The following is a 16,820-nucleotide window of genomic DNA, read 5'->3' as shown; positions in this document are numbered from 1 at the left end:
CTTGCTTTGGAGGTGTGGCGTGATCTGTCCCGTTTGCGGGTCCAACATCCCGGACTCTTCCCTGCGCTGCCCTGCCTGCCGCGCGGATCTCGGGAAGACCACGGCCATGCCCAGGATCCAGGGCAGCTGGTGCCCGATCTGCGGAGCATCGCTCGCCCCCGGCTCCCAGGTGTGCCCTCGGTGCGGCATGCCCACGCCCCAGGCGTCGTCGCAGCCCCGAAGCGGATCCTTCGTGTCCGCGACTGGCGAAGGGACTGCGAGCGGGCCCCCCCAGGACGACGGCCTCTCCGAGGGGCACACCAATGTCATCCCGCGCATCGAGAGCGCCATTCCCTCCGAGCCAGACCCGCAGGATGGTGGGCCCGTCCATGACCACGTTCCCAACCCGAGGGCCCTCTTCGTGGCGGTTGCCGCCGCCGTCGCCCTGGTGGGTGGCAGCGTGCTCTACATAACCCACCCCTGGGACCCGGCCGCCCTCGACCGGCGAGCGAAGGTCGAGGCGGACACCTCCATGGCGGGCTTTCCGGGCCAGGTGAAGGAGCTGCAGGGCCAGGACATTGGACCGGCGGGCGAGGGGGAGGTCAAGAGCGGCGACGAGACCACCCTCGAGGCGCTTCAGGCTGCCTGGGAGGACCTTGCGGCCCTTGCCCGGCGTGTGGACGAGAATGAGAGGCTCTTCTGGGAGAAGGGTCTCTCGGCGGACCCCTCCGCCCGAGAGGATGGCCGTCAGGCCGCCCACCAGATCTCGCTTGACGTCAGCAACCTCATCGATGCCGTCTCCTCGGTGGACGTCACCTCGGGAACCTATGAGGAGGACGCCCAGAACCTCTCGGTGCTGGGCAACTGGCTCAGGAACCGCATGGATGCCTTGCAGGAGGCATGGGACCGCTCGCTTGAATTCGACGACCCGGCAGGCCACAAGGATGTCATCACCGGCAGCATCGGCTCCGACGGCTCGATCGCAGATTCCTTCAAGGCTCTGTTTGACGCCAGCTATGAGCGGTGGAAGCCCGTGGCCAAGTAGCCTTGCTTGCCACCCGCTCTGCCGAATGTGTGAAACGACCCGCCCTGCTGCTAGAATGCATGGGATAGCTATTCGATTCTTGAGACCATGATTCTGCGGTCCGGGAGAGGAGAGGCATGGGTTTCTTCGGCGATCCGCTCTACACGCCCGAGTACGCCCTCGCGGGCGACGAGGTTGCGGTCTTCGACACCTCCAAGGGCACGATTCGTGTCGCGTTGGACTGCGCGGGCGCTCCCATACACGTCGCCAACTTCTGCGAGCTTGCCAGTTCTGGCTTCTATGACGACCTCAAGTTCCACCGCTTTGAGCCGGGTTTCGTCATTCAGGGCGGCTGCCCCAACACGCGCGAGATGACCCCCGCGGAGGTCGCCTCCGGGCGTCCTGGTCCCGACGGCAGGCCGGGAACGGGTGGCCCTGGGTATCGCATCCACGAGGAGTTCACCACCAATCCCCGGAACAGCCACGAGGACGGCTCGCTTGCCATGGCCCGCTCCCAGGACCCCAACTCCGCAGGCTCCCAGTTCTACTTCTGCCTGGGCCCCCAGCACATGCTGGATGGTGGGTACACGGTGTTCGGCCAGACCCTCGAGGGGATGGAGGCCATCTCCTCCCTGCGCGCGGGTGACGTCATCAACTCCATCAGGATCGAGCACGCCGGGGCCTAGGCTCCGTCCTAAAGGGAGGCATAGTGAACGAGCAGTCTTTCGAGGCGGGCAAGACAGCCTATCAGCGCGGTGACATACTTGCGGCCGTCCAGCAGCTCGCCCAGGCGAAGGCGCCCGGTGAGGTCTCTGGCGCCGTTGACCATCTTCTGGGCAACTGTTTCATGAAGCTGGGGCGCTTCGCCCAGGCGGCCGACGCCTACGGCGATGCCCTTCGCGATTCCTCGTATGGGCATGCGGGGGCGCTCTCGTGCAACCGGGGCCGCGCCCTCCTTGCCGCCAACAAGCCCCAGGAGGCCATTGCCTCTCTGACGCTTGCCGTGCAGGACGAGGGCTACGCCACGCCCTACAAGGCGTACATGGCCCTTGCCGGCGCCTTCAAGCGCGTGGGCAACGTTCGTGACGCTGGCGTCGCCTTCAGAAACGCCGCGATTGACGAGAACAACCCCGATCCCTCGGCCGCCCTTCGAGAGCTTGGCGCCTGCTTCATGCAGATGGGTCGTGCCGTCGACGCGGTGGAGGCCTACCGCACTGCGCTTGACTTCGCCGGGCCCATGGAAAGCCACAACGCCATCTACGCAGACCTTGGCATGGCCTATGTCGCCGCAAACCGCATGAGCGAGGCGGTGGATGCCTTCGCTCACGCAACCGCGGACGGCAACCTCTCCCTGCGCCCCGAGGTTCAGCTCGCCTACGATGCAGCCCGCAAGGCCGTCTCGGCGATCAACGGTGAGGGAAGCCCTTCCGAGACCGATGCCTTCCTGGCCGCGGCCGGCTATGGCACGGGACACGTGGACCCGCTTGACCCCACGGGCGCCACGGGGGAGTTCATGCCCTCGCCTGAGGACACGGGCTTCTTCTCGGTGAGCGAGGAGGACCTTGTGGCCCAGGACAAGCATGATTGCAAGGTGAGGCGCAAGCGCCGCCATCGTGGCCTCAAGGTCTTCCTTACCTTGCTCTTCCTGCTTGCCCTGGTCGCCGGAGGCGGCGCCTTCGCCTACTGGCGCGGCTATGGTTGGCCCACACAGCGGTCTGTGGTGGAGGACCTCTTCACGCGCAACGCCTCCGGTGCCGACGTGGCACCCCTCCTCGCCTCCAGCGTCTCCTCCTCCGCCCGCTCCCAGATGGAGGCGATCCTTCCCACCTCCGTCACGAGCGTCGAGGTGAACGGTCAGGACCAGTCCATGCACAGCTCCACGGTGCTTGCCACCGCCAAGCTTTCCGCGGGCGGCGAGCAGCAGTATCAGATCGACCTGGCTCGCGACGGCATAGGCTGGAAGGTCAGCTCCGTCACGGTGGTATACACTTCTCAGAGTACCACTCCGGCAACGCTGTCCTCGGGGTCGGCAACATCGACGGGGACCATTGCCAACGGGAGCTCTAGCAGCAACTAGCTCGTCCTTCGTCAGGGCACCGCCCTCACTGCGATTGGAATAGGAAGAATGTCGCTTATCGACTCGCTCTTTGGGGAATATGACGGCGATCTAGCCATTGACCTGGGCACGGCAAACACCCTTGTTGCCGCGCGCGGTCAGGGCATCGTTCTCAACGAGCCGTCTGTGGTTGCCATCGACCAGAGCGCGGACCGCGTGCTGGCCGTAGGCGCCGACGCAAAGCGCATGATTGGCAGGACGCCGGGCTCAATCATTGCCGAGCGTCCGCTCAAGGATGGCGTCATAGCGGACTTTGACGTCACAGAGGTCATGCTGCGCTACTTCATCGAGAAGGCCCGGGGAGGCCGGCGCTATCCCTGGTCACCACGTCCGCGCGTGGTGGTCTGCGTGCCCTCTGGCGTCACCTCGGTCGAGAAGCGCGCGGTCTTTGAGGCCACCATCTCCGCCGGCGCCCGCCAGGCCTATCTCATCGAGGAGCCCATGGCCGCGGCGATCGGTGCGGACCTGCCCATCGAGGACCCAACGGGCTCCATGGTCGTTGACATCGGTGGCGGCACCACCGAGGTCGCGGTCATCGCCATGGGCGGCATCGTCGTCTCCCAGTCCATCCGCACGGCGGGCGACGAGTTCGACCAGACGATCCTCGAGCACGTCAGGGACGCGTACAACCTTTCCATCGGCGAGCGCACGGCAGAGGACATCAAGATCAAGGTCGGGTCCGCCTCTCCGCTCGCGGAGGAGCTGGACGTCGAGGTCAACGGACGCGACGTCATGAGCGGCCTGCCCAAGACGGTGCGCATCGAGAGCGAGGAGATCCGTCGCGCCCTGGACAAGCCCCTCGACGAGGTCACCAAGGCCGTCAAGGACGCGCTGGACGTCACCCCTCCGGACCTTGCCAGCGACCTCATGTACTATGGCGTGCTCCTGACAGGGGGCGGTGGCCTTCTTCGTGGCCTTGACCAGCGTCTTCGCGAGGAGACGGGCGTGCCCGTCAACGTCTCGCCGACGGCCCTCGAGAACGTCGTCAATGGCTGCGCCAAAGTGCTCGAGGCAAACGCGCTGTCTGGCGGCTTCGTCCAGAGCGCAAGCCAGTAGGCGTAGGGCATGCCTTTCAACAGCAACGCGACGCGGCCGTCCGGCCTTCGCAAGAGCGATTCCGACTCGGGGGCCCGCCTCTTCGTGGCTCTGGTTGCCCTCTCCCTCGTCATGTTCACCGTGAGCGTGCGCCAGGGCGCCGCGGGCCCTCTGGCTGCCGCCCGCAACGTCTTCATGACCATCACCTCGCCCGTGCGCTACGTGGGATCCCTTGTCTCCCTGCCCTTCCAGGGGCTGGGAAACGTGGTCTCCAACCTCACCGCAGACCAGGAGACGCTCCAGGAGCTCAGGAAGAAGAACCAGGACCTGACGGCTCGCAACGTGGAGCTGGAGGAGGCGGAGCAGACCGCCAGGAGGCTCCAGGAGCTGCTTGCGCTCAAGAGCAGCTACAGCCTCCAGTCAACCGCCGCACGCGTCATCGCTGGCTCCGTTGACTCCTGGAACCGCACCGTCACGCTTGACAAGGGGAGCGCGGCCGGGCTTGCCGTGGGCATGCCCGTCTCGGATTCCGCAGGCGTCATCGGCCAGATCATCGAGTGCGGCCCGGCGACCTCAACGGTGCGTCTCATCACCGACGAGCACTCTGGCGTCTCCGCAATGATTCAGTCGAGCCGGGCTCAGGGCGTCTTGCGCGGCGCGGCGGACGGCACACTCCATCTGACCCTCATCTCCACGGACCAGACGGTGGCGGTTGGTGACATGGTGGTTACGAGCGGCCTTGGGGGAGTCTTCCCGAAGGGCCTGCCCCTGGGGAAGGTCACCAGCGTCAACCGCTCCGACGGCGCCCTCTACTACGAGATTGACGTCGAGCCCCTGTCCTCCACGGAGAACAACGAGGAGGTCCTGGTCATAACCTCTCTCACGGAGGGGCAGGAGGCGGACGCTGGGGACATCGCCGCCGCCGATGCGCAGGACAGCTCCATCGTCAAAGGCGTCTCGGACAAGGGCTCGCCTGACGGGACTTCTGCCGCCGAGGACCAGAAGAAGAAAGGGGAGTGAGCGAGCATGCAGGTAAACGACACGAACAAGCATCGCCATGACAGCGCTTGGCTCGCCCTGCTCTGCCTCGTGCTGCAGCTGTGCCTCTCTCCCAGCCTGGCCCTGGGCAATGGTCACATCAACTTCTCGCTTGTGTATTGCGCCGTGGTATCGCTGACCATAGGTGGCAGTTGGGGAGTGCTCTGCGGCTTTCTCGCCGGCCTTGTGTTCGACCTCTCTTCAACTGGTCCCGTGGGCCTTATGGCACTCCTGCTCACCGTTGCCGCCTTCGTCATGGGAATGGAGTCGCGGAACCGCCTTCAGGACGACTCCTCCGCGGCGCTGATCCTCTTCGCCATCGTCTGCTTCCTGACCTGCCTTGTCTACAACCTGGCCATGCTTCTTGTGGGCGAGGCCAGCTCCCTTCTGGACGTCCTGTTCCTTCGCAGCGTTCCGACCTTCGTGCTGACCGCGCTCTCGTTTCTGCCCTTCGCATACTTCCTCTCTCGCGGCTCCTCTTCGGGCGTCGGACTGGGCATGCGCGGGTCTCATGCCAAGCGCGTCGGCAAGTACGACATCGGAAGACTCTAGGGCCCTGGCATGAGTCCGTTCCTCGTCGTCATAGCCGTTCTCGTTGTCGTTCTGCTGGTTTTGCTGGTGGCCTTCTTCCTGCTGGGAAGGGGGGGCACCCGCTTCACCTTCGACATAGGGGGCGCCTCTCCCAAGGCCTCGGGAGGTGCGGACGCCTCGAGCGAGACCGGCTTCAAGAATCGCCTGCTGGGGCTGGGCGTCTTCTCTGGGTCGATCATCGGCGCCCTCCTCGCGCGCCTTTGGAGCATGCAGCTGCTTTCGTCTGCCGACTACAGTGCCCAGGCGGAAAACAACCGCACGCGCACGATCTCGCTTTTGGCCCCACGTGGAAGGATCCTTGATCGCAATGGCAAGGAGTTGGTCACCAATCGCGCGAGCCTGAGCGTGGTCGCCTCGGCGGATGTCGCCGACAACGCCATTGCCGTGCATCTGCTGGGCAACCTCATAGGCATGCCGGCAATGGCGGTCAAGCGCAAGATTCAGGACTCGAGCCATGGCGCCCAGAGCCTGAGGGTGGTCGCGGTGGACGTGTCCCGCCGCGTCGTCGCATACATTGACGAGCACCCGTATCTCTTCGACGGCGTTAAGGTCGAGCAGAGGTCGCAGAGGCTCTACCCGCAGGGCAGCCTCGCCGCCCATGTCCTGGGCTACACGGGCTCCATCACCTCCGAGCAGGTCAAGGCCATGGACGAGGCCGCCGAGGGCTCAATGGGCTACGAGCTTGGCGACATCGTTGGCCAGGCTGGCGTTGAGTATCAGTACGAGTCCGTGCTGCAGGGCATCAAGGGCGAGCAGACCGTCTACGTGGATGCGGACGGAAACATCTTGAGCCATGCCGGCTCGGTCGACGCGCAGGCGGGGTCGGACGTGGTGCTCAGCATAGACTCCGACATCCAGCGCGCGGCTGAGGAGTCCCTGGAGAAGAACATCAAGCGCCTGCATGACAGCGGCAGGGAGGACTGCAACGGCGGGAGTGCCGTGGTCATCGACGTGACGAACGGCGAGGTCCTTGCCATGGCAAGCTACCCAACCTATTCCCCCAACGTGTTCGTCGGCGGCATCTCGACCGACGACTGGGAGGTCCTCTCGTCCGAGAAGTCAAACAACCCCCTCATGAACAGGGCCATCTCGGGCCAGTACCCCTCTGCCTCCACCATCAAGCCGCTCTCCGCCTTCGCCGCCCTCAGCCATGGCATCGCGGACGTGGGCACCAGCTACTTCTGCAGCGGCTATTGGACGGGCTTTGGCGCCGCCTACGGCCAGTATTGCTGGGAGAAGAACGGCCACGGCACCATGAACCTGCAGACGGGCATCACCTTCTCCTGCGACGTCGTCTTCTATGAGATCGGCAAGGGCTTCTTCTACTCTGAGACGCCCGAGGGCCTCCAGGAGACCTTTAGGAGCTGGGGCCTGGGCGCCGCTGAGGGCATAGACCTGCCCGGCGAGGCCGCGGGTCGGGTCCCCGATGCCGAGTGGAAGTGGAACTACTTCTCGAGCTCTGACGACAGCGCGCGCAGCTGGCTGGGCGGAGACACCACGAACCTCGCCATCGGCCAGGGCGACCTGCTCGTCACGCCACTCCAGATGGCCTGCGTGTATGCGGGTATCTCGCTCGATGGCGTCACCTGGAGACCGCATCTCCTGAAGTCCGTGCGCTCCACGAAGGGCAAGGGCTCGGTCATCGAGTACAAGAGCAGCGTCCTGCGCACCATCCAGCAGGAGCAGTCGCACCTTGACCTCGTTCGTTCGGGCCTCAAAGGGGTCATCTACGAGGAGTCTGCGGCTCAGGCGTCGCACTTCACCAACCTGTCCGTCAGCGTCGCGGGAAAGACGGGATCGGCCGAGTCCTCCAAGACCCACCCACACGGCTGGTTCATAGCCTATGCGCCCATCGAGAGCCCGAAGTACGTGGTCGCCTCAACAATCGAGTTCGGTGGCTTCGGCAGCGAGGGCGCCATGTACGTCGTGAGGGACATCCTGGGAGAGATCTATCACGAGCCCGACACCTCTGACGAGGTGGAGACCAGCTCGGTGCGCTAGGGGGGAGGCACATGACCACAAGGGCAGGCACGGGAAACATGGGCGCCGCACTGGGAAGCATACTCAGCGGTGTGCTCGAAGGCCTTGGCGGCGTTCTCTCCAAGAGCTCACGTGGCTCTGGGGCCGGCGCCAGCTCGCGCAGGCGTGCGGGCTTCTATCGTCTGCAGCTGGTCCCGGCCCTCCTCCTGGTCGCCTATGGGGCCCTTGTCATCTGGTCCGCCTCGCTCACCATTCCGGAGGCGTCCTTTCCGCGCCATCTCCTGGGAATCGGCATAGGCCTCGGCGGGGCATTCGCCATGTGGCGCTACGACTACCGCATCTTCGCGAACATGTCCCGCGCTCTGCTCGTGGCAGACATAGTCCTGATGCTGCTGCCCATGGTCCCAGGGCTCAGCTGGTCTGCGAAGGGGGCCACGGGCTGGGTGAAGATTCCCTTCATCCCCATGACCTTCCAGCCCTCGGAGCTGGCAAAGCTCGTCACCATTTACCTCATGTCCTCGCTTGGCGCCGAATACAACGGGCGCATCGAGACCCTGCGCGACTACGTCAAGCTCTGCGCCATTCTCACGGTTCCCTTCCTGCTGATTCTTCTGCAGCCCGACCTTGGCACGGGTCTGATCGTGCTGGTCGTCGGTGCTTCCATCATCATCTGCTCGGGGGCCCGCAGGAGCTGGGTCTTGGTCACCGTTGCGGGCATCGTGGCCTTCTCCGCGCTCGTCATTGCGATGTCCATGACCGAGGGGATGCCGCATCCACTCAAGACCTATCAGCTCAACCGCCTGATAGTGTTTGCAGACTCTTCCGTTGACCCGTCTGGCGTAGGCTACAACCTCCAACAGGCGAAGATCGCGGTTGGGTCTGGAGGCCTCCTGGGCAAGGGGATAGGAAACGCGACCCAGGCGGCAAGCGGGTTCTTGCCCGAGGCCCACACGGACTTCATCTTCGCCCTCCTCGCCGAGGAGTTCGGCTTCGTCGGGTCCGTGGCGCTCCTGGGCCTCTATGCGCTCATGATCTTTCCCACGATCATCCTGGCCCAGCGCGTCGAGGCTCCCTTTGGGAAGCTCGTGCTGGTGGGGGTCGCTACCATGTGGTCCTTCCAGCTGCTGCAGAACGTGGGGATGTGCATCGGCATAATGCCCATCACCGGCATCCCCCTCCCCTTCATAAGCTTTGGGTCTTCTTCCATGGTCACTCAGCTGTTGGCGGTGGGGATGGTCCAGTCGGTGTGGCATCACATTCCCAAGGCTGCCTAGCTCGGCTTCCGTTCTCGTCTTTGCTCATGAGAGGTGGTATGACTCGTGGCTCGCGGCAAGAGGTTCGTTTCGTTTTCAGGGGTGGTCGACCTTTTGGGGGAGGGGCGCAGGGCCCAGAGGAGGCGCTCCGCCAGCCTGCGCGTCTTGGTTGGGGTCTCCGCCGAGGCCGATGAGGAGCTTGCCCGCTCGTTGCGCCTGGCGCTCATGCCCGAACAGCCCGGCTGCGACGTCATCCCCCTTCCCCTGGGAGAGCTGCCGGTGGCCCTTGCCGCGCCGGCGGACCTCGTGGTGATACTGCCCGACAAGAGCGGGGAGCTCGCCTATGCCTGCGCGCGCGTGGCGGCCGCTCAGAAAACCCGATGCTGCGTCGTGGTCGATTCCGTTCTCGAGTCGCGCGATGCGGAGCTTGGCGAGGGCTCAAGCGTTCGCTATCTGGTGGCGGCCACTCCAGCTGCCGCGCTTTCGCAGCTCGCCGCCTGGGTCGTCTCGTCTTGTCCCGAGTCCGGCACCGCCCTTGCGGCAAGCTTTCCCTTCCTGAGGGGGGAGAGGGCAAAAGAGCTCATTGGCTCGTGCGCCCTCCAGAATGCCGCGATTGGCGCCGTTGACCTCATGCCGGGAGCGGACCTGCCCGTCATGGTCATGAACCAGCTGAAGATGTCCCTCGAGCTCTCCGCATCCTACGGACGCGGCCTTGGGGTCGAGCAGCTTGCTGACCTGGCGGTGGTCGTTGCGGCTTCGCTGGCGAGCCGAGGCGTTGCACGCAGGCTCTGCAGGCTCGCCCCAGGCCTCTCTTGGGTGATCAGGGGTGGCGTGGGGTATGCGGGCACCTATCTCGTGGGCAAGGGGCTCAGCTCTTGCTACGCTGGCTCTGACCGGCTGTCATCCACCTTGGGTGACCTTCGTTCGCAGCTTCAGGGCCTTGCCGGACGTGCGCAGAGGCGTGGGGCGGACGATGGGGCGGCGACCGGCGGCCCTGACACGATGACAGAGTATCTGCAGCTCGAGGGGGAGCGCACATGAGGCTGGAGAGGAAGGACTGCTTCGAGCTCATTGAGCCGCTTCTTGGGAGGGTGGAGAGGCCCACTCGCTACCTTGGTCGCGAGTGGGGAGTTCACGAGGGGCAGGACGGGCCCTTCCGCGCCTGCCTGATCTATCCCGACACCTACGAGGTGGGACAGCCCAACCTGGGGCTTGCCATCCTCTACAACCAGCTCAATGCCGCCGAGGGGATCTCCTGCGAGCGGTCCTACCTCCCCTGGAAAGACATGGCCGACCTCATGCGTGAGAGGGACATCCCCCTGCTTTCGCTCGAGTGCGCAGCTCCTGTGGCGTCCTTCGATGTGGTCGGCTTCACCCTTGCGCACGAGATGGCGTGCACGAACATACTCGAGACCCTTGACCTCGCGCGCATTCCCCTTCGCTCAAAGGATCGATCCGAGGATGACGCGATTGTCATTGCCGGTGGCCCTTCCGTCTGGAACTGCGAGCCCATCTCACCGATCTTCGACGCCGTGCTTCTGGGGGATGGTGAGGAAGCGATCGTGGAGATGTGCTCCTGCGTGCGCGCCGGCCGGGGCCATGGCCTTGCCCGCAAGGACATCCTGCGCAAGCTCTCCCACGTGCAGGGGGTCTACGTGCCCAGCCTCTACGACCTGGTTGTGGACGATGGCTCGACGGAGTGGGGCTACGCGGTCCCAGGGCACGGGGAGGACGTTCCCGAGCGGGTCATGAAGCGCAGCTACGCCGACCTGTCCAGGTCAGATCCACTCCCTCAGAAGATCGTGCCTTACATGGGGATCGTTCAAGACCGCCTCGCCCTTGAGGTGTTGAGGGGATGCGCTCGAGGCTGCCGATTCTGCCAGGCCGGCATGACCTACAGGCCCGTGCGCGAGAGGCCCCTCGAGCAGGTCGTTGGGGCGGCGGCGCAAGGCCTCGCCCTGACGGGGCACGACGAGGTCTCCCTCACCTCCCTCTCCACCACGGACCACTCCCAGTGCGCCGCCATCCTTCACAGGCTCAACGCCGACCTGCGCGTACGGGGCGTGCGCGTCTCCATTCCCAGCCAGCGCCTCGACTCCTTCGGCGTTGACATGGCAGCGGAGGTGGGTGCCGCTCGCAAGGGGGGCCTGACCTTCGCTCCCGAGGCGGGAAGCCAACGCCTGCGAGACGTCATCAACAAGAATGTCACCGAGGAGAACCTCGAGGCGGCCGCGCGCAATGCCTTCGAGATGGGCTGGCGACGCATGAAGCTCTACTTCATGATGGGCCTTCCCACCGAGACGGACGAGGACATCTTAGGCATCACTCGGCTGGCGCGGCGCGTTTTGGACATCGGGCGCGAGGTGGTGGGTCGCGGGCGCAAGAGCGGCGTGAGTGTCTCCATCTCGGTTGCCGTGTTCGTTCCCAAGGCGTACACCCCCTTCCAGTGGTCGGGACAGCTCGACATGGACGAGGTCGTGCGTCGCCAGCAGCTGCTCCTGAGCTCGGCGGGCGACCGAGACATCAAGATTTCCTACCATGATGCGGAGGTATCCCTGGTGGAGGCGGTTCTCTCCAAGATGGGACGCGGGGGCTTCGAGCTGATCCTGGAGGCGTGGCGGCGCGGGGCGCGTTTCGACGCCTGGACGGGCGAGTTCAGTTTTGAGCGCTGGTGCGATGCCGCCGAGGCGGTTGGCATAAGCCTGCATGACGTGGCATGCACGTCCATCGCACTCGACAGGAGGCTCCCCTGGGACCACACGTCGCCCGCGGTGTCAAAGGGCTTCCTGCAAAGGGAGTGGCGCCGCGCAATGGAGGGAGTCACCACGCCCGACTGCACCATGCGAAGCTGCACGGGCTGTGGGGTCTGCCCAACGCTTGGGGTGGACAACCTGATCGCGGGAGACCGCCATGCCAAATAACAAGGCCGATCAGTTTCGGCTGCGCGTCCGCTACAGCAAGCATGACCGCCTGGCACACCTTGGGCACCTTGAGGTCATCAACACCATCAACCGCTGCGTCAGGCGCTCGGGCCTGCCCTTTGCGGTGGGCAACGGCTTCGCCCGCCGCATCAGGCTCCAGTTCTCCCAGGCCCTGCCCGTTGGGGCCTCGTCCGCGGGAGAGTTCTTCGACCTTCTGCTCACCGAGCGCGTGGATGCCCAGGATGCACTTGCGGCCCTCAAGCGTAGCACACCCCCTGCCCTGGCACCCCTGCAGTCGGGCTACGTCGCCCATGAGCTCCCGGCGCTCGAGGCATGGCTCACCCGCTCGAGCTGGGGCGTGACCCTTCTCGATGATGCGGATGTCGCTGCCTTCATGGGGGCCATCGGGCTCCTTAGGGAGCAGGGGTCACTGTGCTACGACCGCAACGGCAAGCCCAGGCGCATCGACCTTGCCTCGTCGCTCGTCTCGGTCGAGCCCAGACCATCGGGGATGGGGTTTCTGCTCGATTGCAGGTCCTCGAACGAGGGGTCTCTGCGGCCCGCGACCCTCGTTGCGGCTGCCGCACGGTCCTTGGGCCAGGAGACACCTGCCCTCAGGGTGTGCAGGCTGTGCCAGTGGCACGAGGAAGATGGTCGTCTTGTGGAGGCACTGCCAAGAGCCTGAGGGGAAGTGCCCGGGGGATATCCTTTGCAGGGCGCGTTCTGCGTGTGTACCACGTGTTCTTGTTGACTGAGCAGGTGGTCGCTGGTAGGATGTTTGCCTGTTGCACTAGAACCAGTAATGAAGGGTAGAACATGTACGCAATCGTTACCACTGGTGGCAAGCAGTACAAGGTTGCCAAGGGCGACATCATCGATGTCGAGAAGCTCGACGCGCAGCCTGGCGATAAGGTCGCCCTTGACGTTCTCATGCTGAACAACGGCAAGGAGACCATCGTTGACGCTGCTGCGCTTGCCGACAAGAAGGTCAGCTGCGAGGTCCTCGACCAGTTCAAGGGCGAGAAGGTCCTCGTCTTCAAGCTCAAGAAGCGCAAGCGTTACCACCGCACCAAGGGCCATCGCCAGAACCTCACCAAGCTGCAGGTCACTGAGCTTCCCGAGTAGTCCGAGTAGTTTCAAAGAGTAGATAGGCAGGTACACGATGGCTCACAAGAAAGGCCTCGGCTCCTCTCGTAACGGGCGCGACTCCAACGCCCAGCGTCTTGGCACCAAGATTTTCGGCGGTCAGGCAATCAAGACCGGACAGATCATCGTCCGTCAGCGCGGCACGCACATCACCCCTGGCGAGAACGTGGGTCGTGGCAAGGACGACACCCTCTTTGCCCTGGCTGACGGCACGGTCGAGTTCACCAAGGGCGCAAAGCACTACGTGCACGTTCGCACCGCTTAATTTCCGAAGGGACCCTCTGGGTCCCTTTTTTGTTACCGTCTTGCAACGGAAGGGCCCGGGCGCTTGAGGTCCTTCCAGTGGCGCCCTAGCCTTATGCCTGTGACGCCGACGACCGAGAGAGAGGAGTTCGCCATGCACGGCAAGAGCCTTCGTTTTCTGGGAATGAACTGGTGGTGGCAGAGCTCCTCCTCGCCTCGTCGACCCTAGGTCGCGCCACTGCCGCCATATAGATACAGGCAAGGGCCCCCGGGTTGACCGGGGGCCCTTTTGTTTGTCCCAAGGTCGTCTTCGACACAATGCCAGCGCTGAAAGGAAGAGCACCATGCAGACCTCAGAAGAACCCCGTCGCGTAACTACCAGCTCGTCGGACAGGGGAGGGAAGCTCGACGTCGCGTCCCTCGTCCTCCTGGCGATTCTCTTCGCCGCCGGCTTCGTCCTCAACATGACGGTGGGCAAGGCGCTCGCCATCACGGGCATCCAGCCCGAGTTCGTCATTGCCGCCTACTGCCTGGCCATCCTCATCCTTCAGCCCACGCTTCCCCAAGCTGTTCTCATGGGGGTCCTCGCCGCGACGGTCATACAGATAACCACCTCGATTCCCGGGCTCGAATACCTGGGGGACATTCCCGCATCCGCCGTGATGTTCCTCTTCGCGCGCGCAATCCCAGGTCGTGACAGGGCGGGGCTGATTCCCTTGGTTGGCACGTTCGTCACCACCGCGGTGTCGGGCCTCATCTTCGCGAGCTTCGCAACCGTCGTCGTGCTCGGGGCGGCCCCGTCCTCCATCGTGGCCATGCTGCCCGTCGTGTTCGGCACGGCGCTTGCAAACTGCGTCATCGTGCAGGTACTGTATCTTCCGCTCAAGAAGGCGGCCAGAAGGTAGTTGCCGCCAGGCTGTCCCCGTTTCGACAGAAGGGTGATCTTGTGCCAGAAGCTTTTTCAGACGATGCGCTCATCAGCCTCGAGAGGGTCTCGTTCAGCTATGAGGGACAGCCCCGCCCTGCCGTGCGGGACCTGAACTTTCAGGTCGGGCGAGGCGAGTTCCTGGGCGTCATCGGGCCATCGGGGTCTGGCAAGACCACCCTTGCCTCCATCCTCTCTGGCGCGATTCCCCATCACTACGCAGGGGAGTTCTGTGGCGTCGCGCGCGTAATGGGAACGGACAGCTGCGAGGTGGGCCTTACGGACATCTCCCGCCGGCTTGGCTCGGTCCTTCAGGACATCGACGCCCAGATGGTCGCCTCGAACGTCGAGGACGAGATGCTCTATGGCCTTGAGAACTTCGGCGTGCCCCACGAGGTGATTCCCTCTCGGGTCAGTGGCGCGCTCAGGGCCTGCGGGATCGAGGAGCTTGCCCGCAGGGAGATAGCGACCCTCTCGGGGGGACAGAAGCAGAAGCTCGCCATTGCCGCGATCCTGGCCCTGCGCCCCTCGATCATGGTGCTCGACGAGCCGACGGCAGCCCTTGACCCCGCCAGCTCGCGCATGGTGTTCGAAACGTTGCGCAAGCTCAACGCGGAGGAGGGCATAACCGTCGTCATCATCGAGCAGAAGGTGGCCCTTCTCTGCGAGTTCTGCCAGAGGGTGGCCGTGATGGACGAGGGGCGCCTTGCCTTCCTCGGCAGTCCGAGGGAGGTCTTCTCCCATTCAAGGGAACTGCGGGAGCTTGGGGTGGACAGCCCGCGCGTGACGCGCATCTCCAACCAGCTGCAGGCCCTGGGGCTTGCGGGCGCAGCCGACATCTGTCTCAGCGTCGACGAGGCCGAAGAGCTCATCTCTCGCATCGCGGGAGGGTCTCGTGTGCGCGAGGGAGGGGAGGCTCGCCCCACGCCAGGCGAGGCGTGCCTTGGGAGCGGCGGAGCGCCCCTGCTCCTGCTCGAGGATGTGCGCTTTTCCTATCCTGGGGGAGAAGAGGTGCTCAAGGGGCTCAGCCTGGAGCTGGCCCCCGGGGAGCTCCTTGCCGTGGTGGGGGAGAACGGGGCGGGAAAGACGACCGCCACCAAGCTCATGAACGGCATTCTCAAGCCAAGCTCGGGCACGGTGACCATCGCGGGGCTCGACACCAGGCGTGCCCGCACGAGCGAGATCGCACGTAGGGTGTCCACCCTCTTCCAAGATCCAGACCGCCAGATCTGCAAGGAGAGCGTGGTCGAGGAGGTGGCATTCAGCCTGCGGCTTTTGGGGGTAGGGGAAACCGAGGCCCTCTCCCGCGCGAGGGATACCGTGGAGCACTTTGGGCTTCCCGCCTGTGCGGCGCCCTTCTCCCTGGGGCGCGGACAGCGTCAGATCGTCGCCCTGGCCTCGGTGGTGGTTACCAACCCCCAGCTCCTCATCCTTGATGAGCCGACGAGTGGCCTGGACTATCGCGAGTGCATGGTGGTCATGGAGGCGGTCGAGGCGGCACGAGAGCAGGGGTGCGCCGTGGTCATGGTCTGTCACGACATGGAGGTGGTGTCCGACTTCGCCACACGCATGCTGGTGGTCGATGACGGGCGAGCCGTTGCGGACGGCCTGCCTCACGAGCTCTTCGCAGACGAGGCGCTCATGAGACGTGCTCGTGTGGCCGCGCCGCAGGTGCTCGAGCTCTCTCGCAGGCTCTCGGCATCGGTTTCTCGCGCCTTCGAAGGCGCGAGCGAAGTCAGCGATGTCGTCTCTGTCACGAAGGGACTGGTGGGCTAGATGTCGTCGGTGCTTGACTACTCCGAGGGCCACACCTCGCTCCACAGGGCAAATCCCGTGGCCAAGCTCGCCCTTGCCATCTGCGTCTGCCTTGCGGCATTCCTCTCGCAGAGCCCTCTGATGCTTCTGGGCATAATCGCGTTCCTCGTGGCCACGGGCGTCTATGCGGGCATGCTTCGCCGCACGCTTGCCCTGCTCGCGGGCTTCTCCCTGCTCGCCCTCCTGATGTTCGTCGTGCAGACAGCCTTGGTGCGCCAGGGAACCCCCCTGCTGCTTTGGGTGACGGATGTGGGTCTCCAGACGGGGCTCCGCGTCGCGCTGAGGCTTGTTGCCTTTGCCATGCCGCTGGTCATGATGCTGTCCCTCACGAGACTCACCGACCTTGCGAACGCATCGGTAGAGCTGCTCCATGTTCCATATCGCTATGCCTTCACCATCACCACCGCCCTGCGGTTCGTGCCAATCTTCTCAGATCAGATGTCGAAGATCGTGGAGGCGCAGACCGCCCGCGGGGTCGAGTTCGACACCCCCAACCCCTTGCGCAAGCTGCACCTCATGCTTCCCCTTGCGGCCCCCCTGCTCATCTCGTCAGTTGCACGGGCCGATGCCACCGCGCTCGCGGCAGAGGAGCGGGGCTTCTACCTGCGCCGGCGCTCTTCGTCGTACAAGCGATACCCCCTCGTTGCCACCGACGCGCTCTGCGTGCTTCCGGGGCTTGTCCTTGTCGTGCTGGGCATCCTCTTTTAGCTGTCGCTCCGCTGGGATGCTTTACCATGGAGTGGACAACGGTCGA

16 protein-coding genes are annotated in these 16,820 nt (G+C 64.6%); all 16 read left to right on the top strand.

All coding sequences use genetic code 11. The features are described from left to right. The first annotated feature begins 19 nt into the window (after nucleotides 1-19). The 16 genes from CZ375_RS08445 (at nucleotide 20) to CZ375_RS04020 (ending at nucleotide 16,774) form a co-directional block, all read left to right on the top strand. Complete coding sequence (locus tag CZ375_RS08445; RefSeq protein WP_159438364.1) at nucleotides 20-1,024, top strand: zinc ribbon domain-containing protein; 1,005 nt, start codon at nucleotides 20-22, stop codon at nucleotides 1,022-1,024. Between the two features lie 116 nt (nucleotides 1,025-1,140). Next, nucleotides 1,141-1,689, top strand: a complete 549-nt coding sequence (locus CZ375_RS04090; RefSeq protein WP_077598022.1) for a peptidylprolyl isomerase — start codon at nucleotides 1,141-1,143, stop codon at nucleotides 1,687-1,689. A 23-nt stretch (nucleotides 1,690-1,712) separates the two neighbouring features. Beyond that, a complete protein-coding gene (locus CZ375_RS04085; protein ID WP_077598021.1) occupies nucleotides 1,713-3,080 on the top strand; it encodes a tetratricopeptide repeat protein in 1,368 nt (455 codons plus the stop codon). Nucleotides 3,081-3,128: 48 nt separating this feature from the next. Next, a complete protein-coding gene (gene mreB, locus CZ375_RS04080) occupies nucleotides 3,129-4,175 on the top strand; it encodes a rod shape-determining protein (protein ID WP_077598020.1) in 1,047 nt (348 codons plus the stop codon). Nucleotides 4,176-4,184: 9 nt separating this feature from the next. Further along, a complete protein-coding gene (mreC, locus tag CZ375_RS04075; RefSeq protein WP_077598019.1) occupies nucleotides 4,185-5,174 on the top strand; it encodes a rod shape-determining protein MreC in 990 nt (329 codons plus the stop codon). Nucleotides 5,175-5,180: 6 nt separating this feature from the next. Next, the gene (gene mreD, locus CZ375_RS04070) at nucleotides 5,181-5,744 is read left to right on the top strand and encodes a rod shape-determining protein MreD (RefSeq protein ID WP_077598018.1); all 564 of its coding nucleotides are present in this window, start codon (nucleotides 5,181-5,183) and stop codon (nucleotides 5,742-5,744) included. A gap of 9 nt (nucleotides 5,745-5,753) precedes the next feature. Further along, nucleotides 5,754-7,784, top strand: a complete 2,031-nt coding sequence (gene mrdA, locus CZ375_RS04065; protein ID WP_077598017.1) for a penicillin-binding protein 2 — start codon at nucleotides 5,754-5,756, stop codon at nucleotides 7,782-7,784. An 11-nt stretch (nucleotides 7,785-7,795) separates the two neighbouring features. Then, nucleotides 7,796-9,037: an FtsW/RodA/SpoVE family cell cycle protein gene (locus CZ375_RS04060; protein WP_234966857.1), complete on the top strand. Its 1,242-nt coding sequence runs from the start codon at nucleotides 7,796-7,798 to the stop codon at nucleotides 9,035-9,037. Between the two features lie 45 nt (nucleotides 9,038-9,082). Beyond that, entirely contained in the window at nucleotides 9,083-10,057 is a 975-nt protein-coding gene (locus CZ375_RS04055; protein WP_077598016.1) for a DUF697 domain-containing protein, read from the top strand. Then, the gene (locus CZ375_RS04050; RefSeq protein ID WP_077598015.1) at nucleotides 10,054-11,937 is read left to right on the top strand and encodes a TIGR03960 family B12-binding radical SAM protein; all 1,884 of its coding nucleotides are present in this window, start codon (nucleotides 10,054-10,056) and stop codon (nucleotides 11,935-11,937) included. The genes CZ375_RS04055 and CZ375_RS04050 overlap by 4 nt, the downstream gene beginning before the upstream one ends. Then, nucleotides 11,927-12,622 carry a TIGR03936 family radical SAM-associated protein gene (locus CZ375_RS04045; RefSeq protein WP_077598014.1) on the top strand — a complete coding sequence of 232 codons (696 nt, stop codon included), beginning with the start codon at nucleotides 11,927-11,929 and terminating at the stop codon, nucleotides 12,620-12,622. The genes CZ375_RS04050 and CZ375_RS04045 overlap by 11 nt, the downstream gene beginning before the upstream one ends. 131 nt (nucleotides 12,623-12,753) lie before the next feature. Further along, nucleotides 12,754-13,062 carry a 50S ribosomal protein L21 gene (rplU, locus tag CZ375_RS04040; protein WP_077598013.1) on the top strand — a complete coding sequence of 103 codons (309 nt, stop codon included), beginning with the start codon at nucleotides 12,754-12,756 and terminating at the stop codon, nucleotides 13,060-13,062. A 37-nt stretch (nucleotides 13,063-13,099) separates the two neighbouring features. After that, a complete protein-coding gene (gene rpmA, locus CZ375_RS04035; protein ID WP_077598012.1) occupies nucleotides 13,100-13,348 on the top strand; it encodes a 50S ribosomal protein L27 in 249 nt (82 codons plus the stop codon). Nucleotides 13,349-13,670: 322 nt separating this feature from the next. Beyond that, the gene (locus tag CZ375_RS04030; RefSeq protein WP_077598011.1) at nucleotides 13,671-14,231 is read left to right on the top strand and encodes a hypothetical protein; all 561 of its coding nucleotides are present in this window, start codon (nucleotides 13,671-13,673) and stop codon (nucleotides 14,229-14,231) included. Nucleotides 14,232-14,272: 41 nt separating this feature from the next. After that, nucleotides 14,273-16,027 carry an ABC transporter ATP-binding protein gene (locus CZ375_RS04025; RefSeq protein WP_077598010.1) on the top strand — a complete coding sequence of 585 codons (1,755 nt, stop codon included), beginning with the start codon at nucleotides 14,273-14,275 and terminating at the stop codon, nucleotides 16,025-16,027. Continuing rightward, complete coding sequence (locus CZ375_RS04020; RefSeq protein ID WP_077598009.1) at nucleotides 16,028-16,774, top strand: energy-coupling factor transporter transmembrane component T family protein; 747 nt, start codon at nucleotides 16,028-16,030, stop codon at nucleotides 16,772-16,774. Nucleotides 16,775-16,820: the final 46 nt, after the last annotated feature.

It is taken from the genome of Olsenella urininfantis (assembly GCF_900155635.1).
Lineage (GTDB): Bacteria > Actinomycetota > Coriobacteriia > Coriobacteriales > Atopobiaceae > Olsenella_G > Olsenella_G urininfantis.
This window is presented reverse-complemented; position numbering and strand designations above follow the sequence as displayed.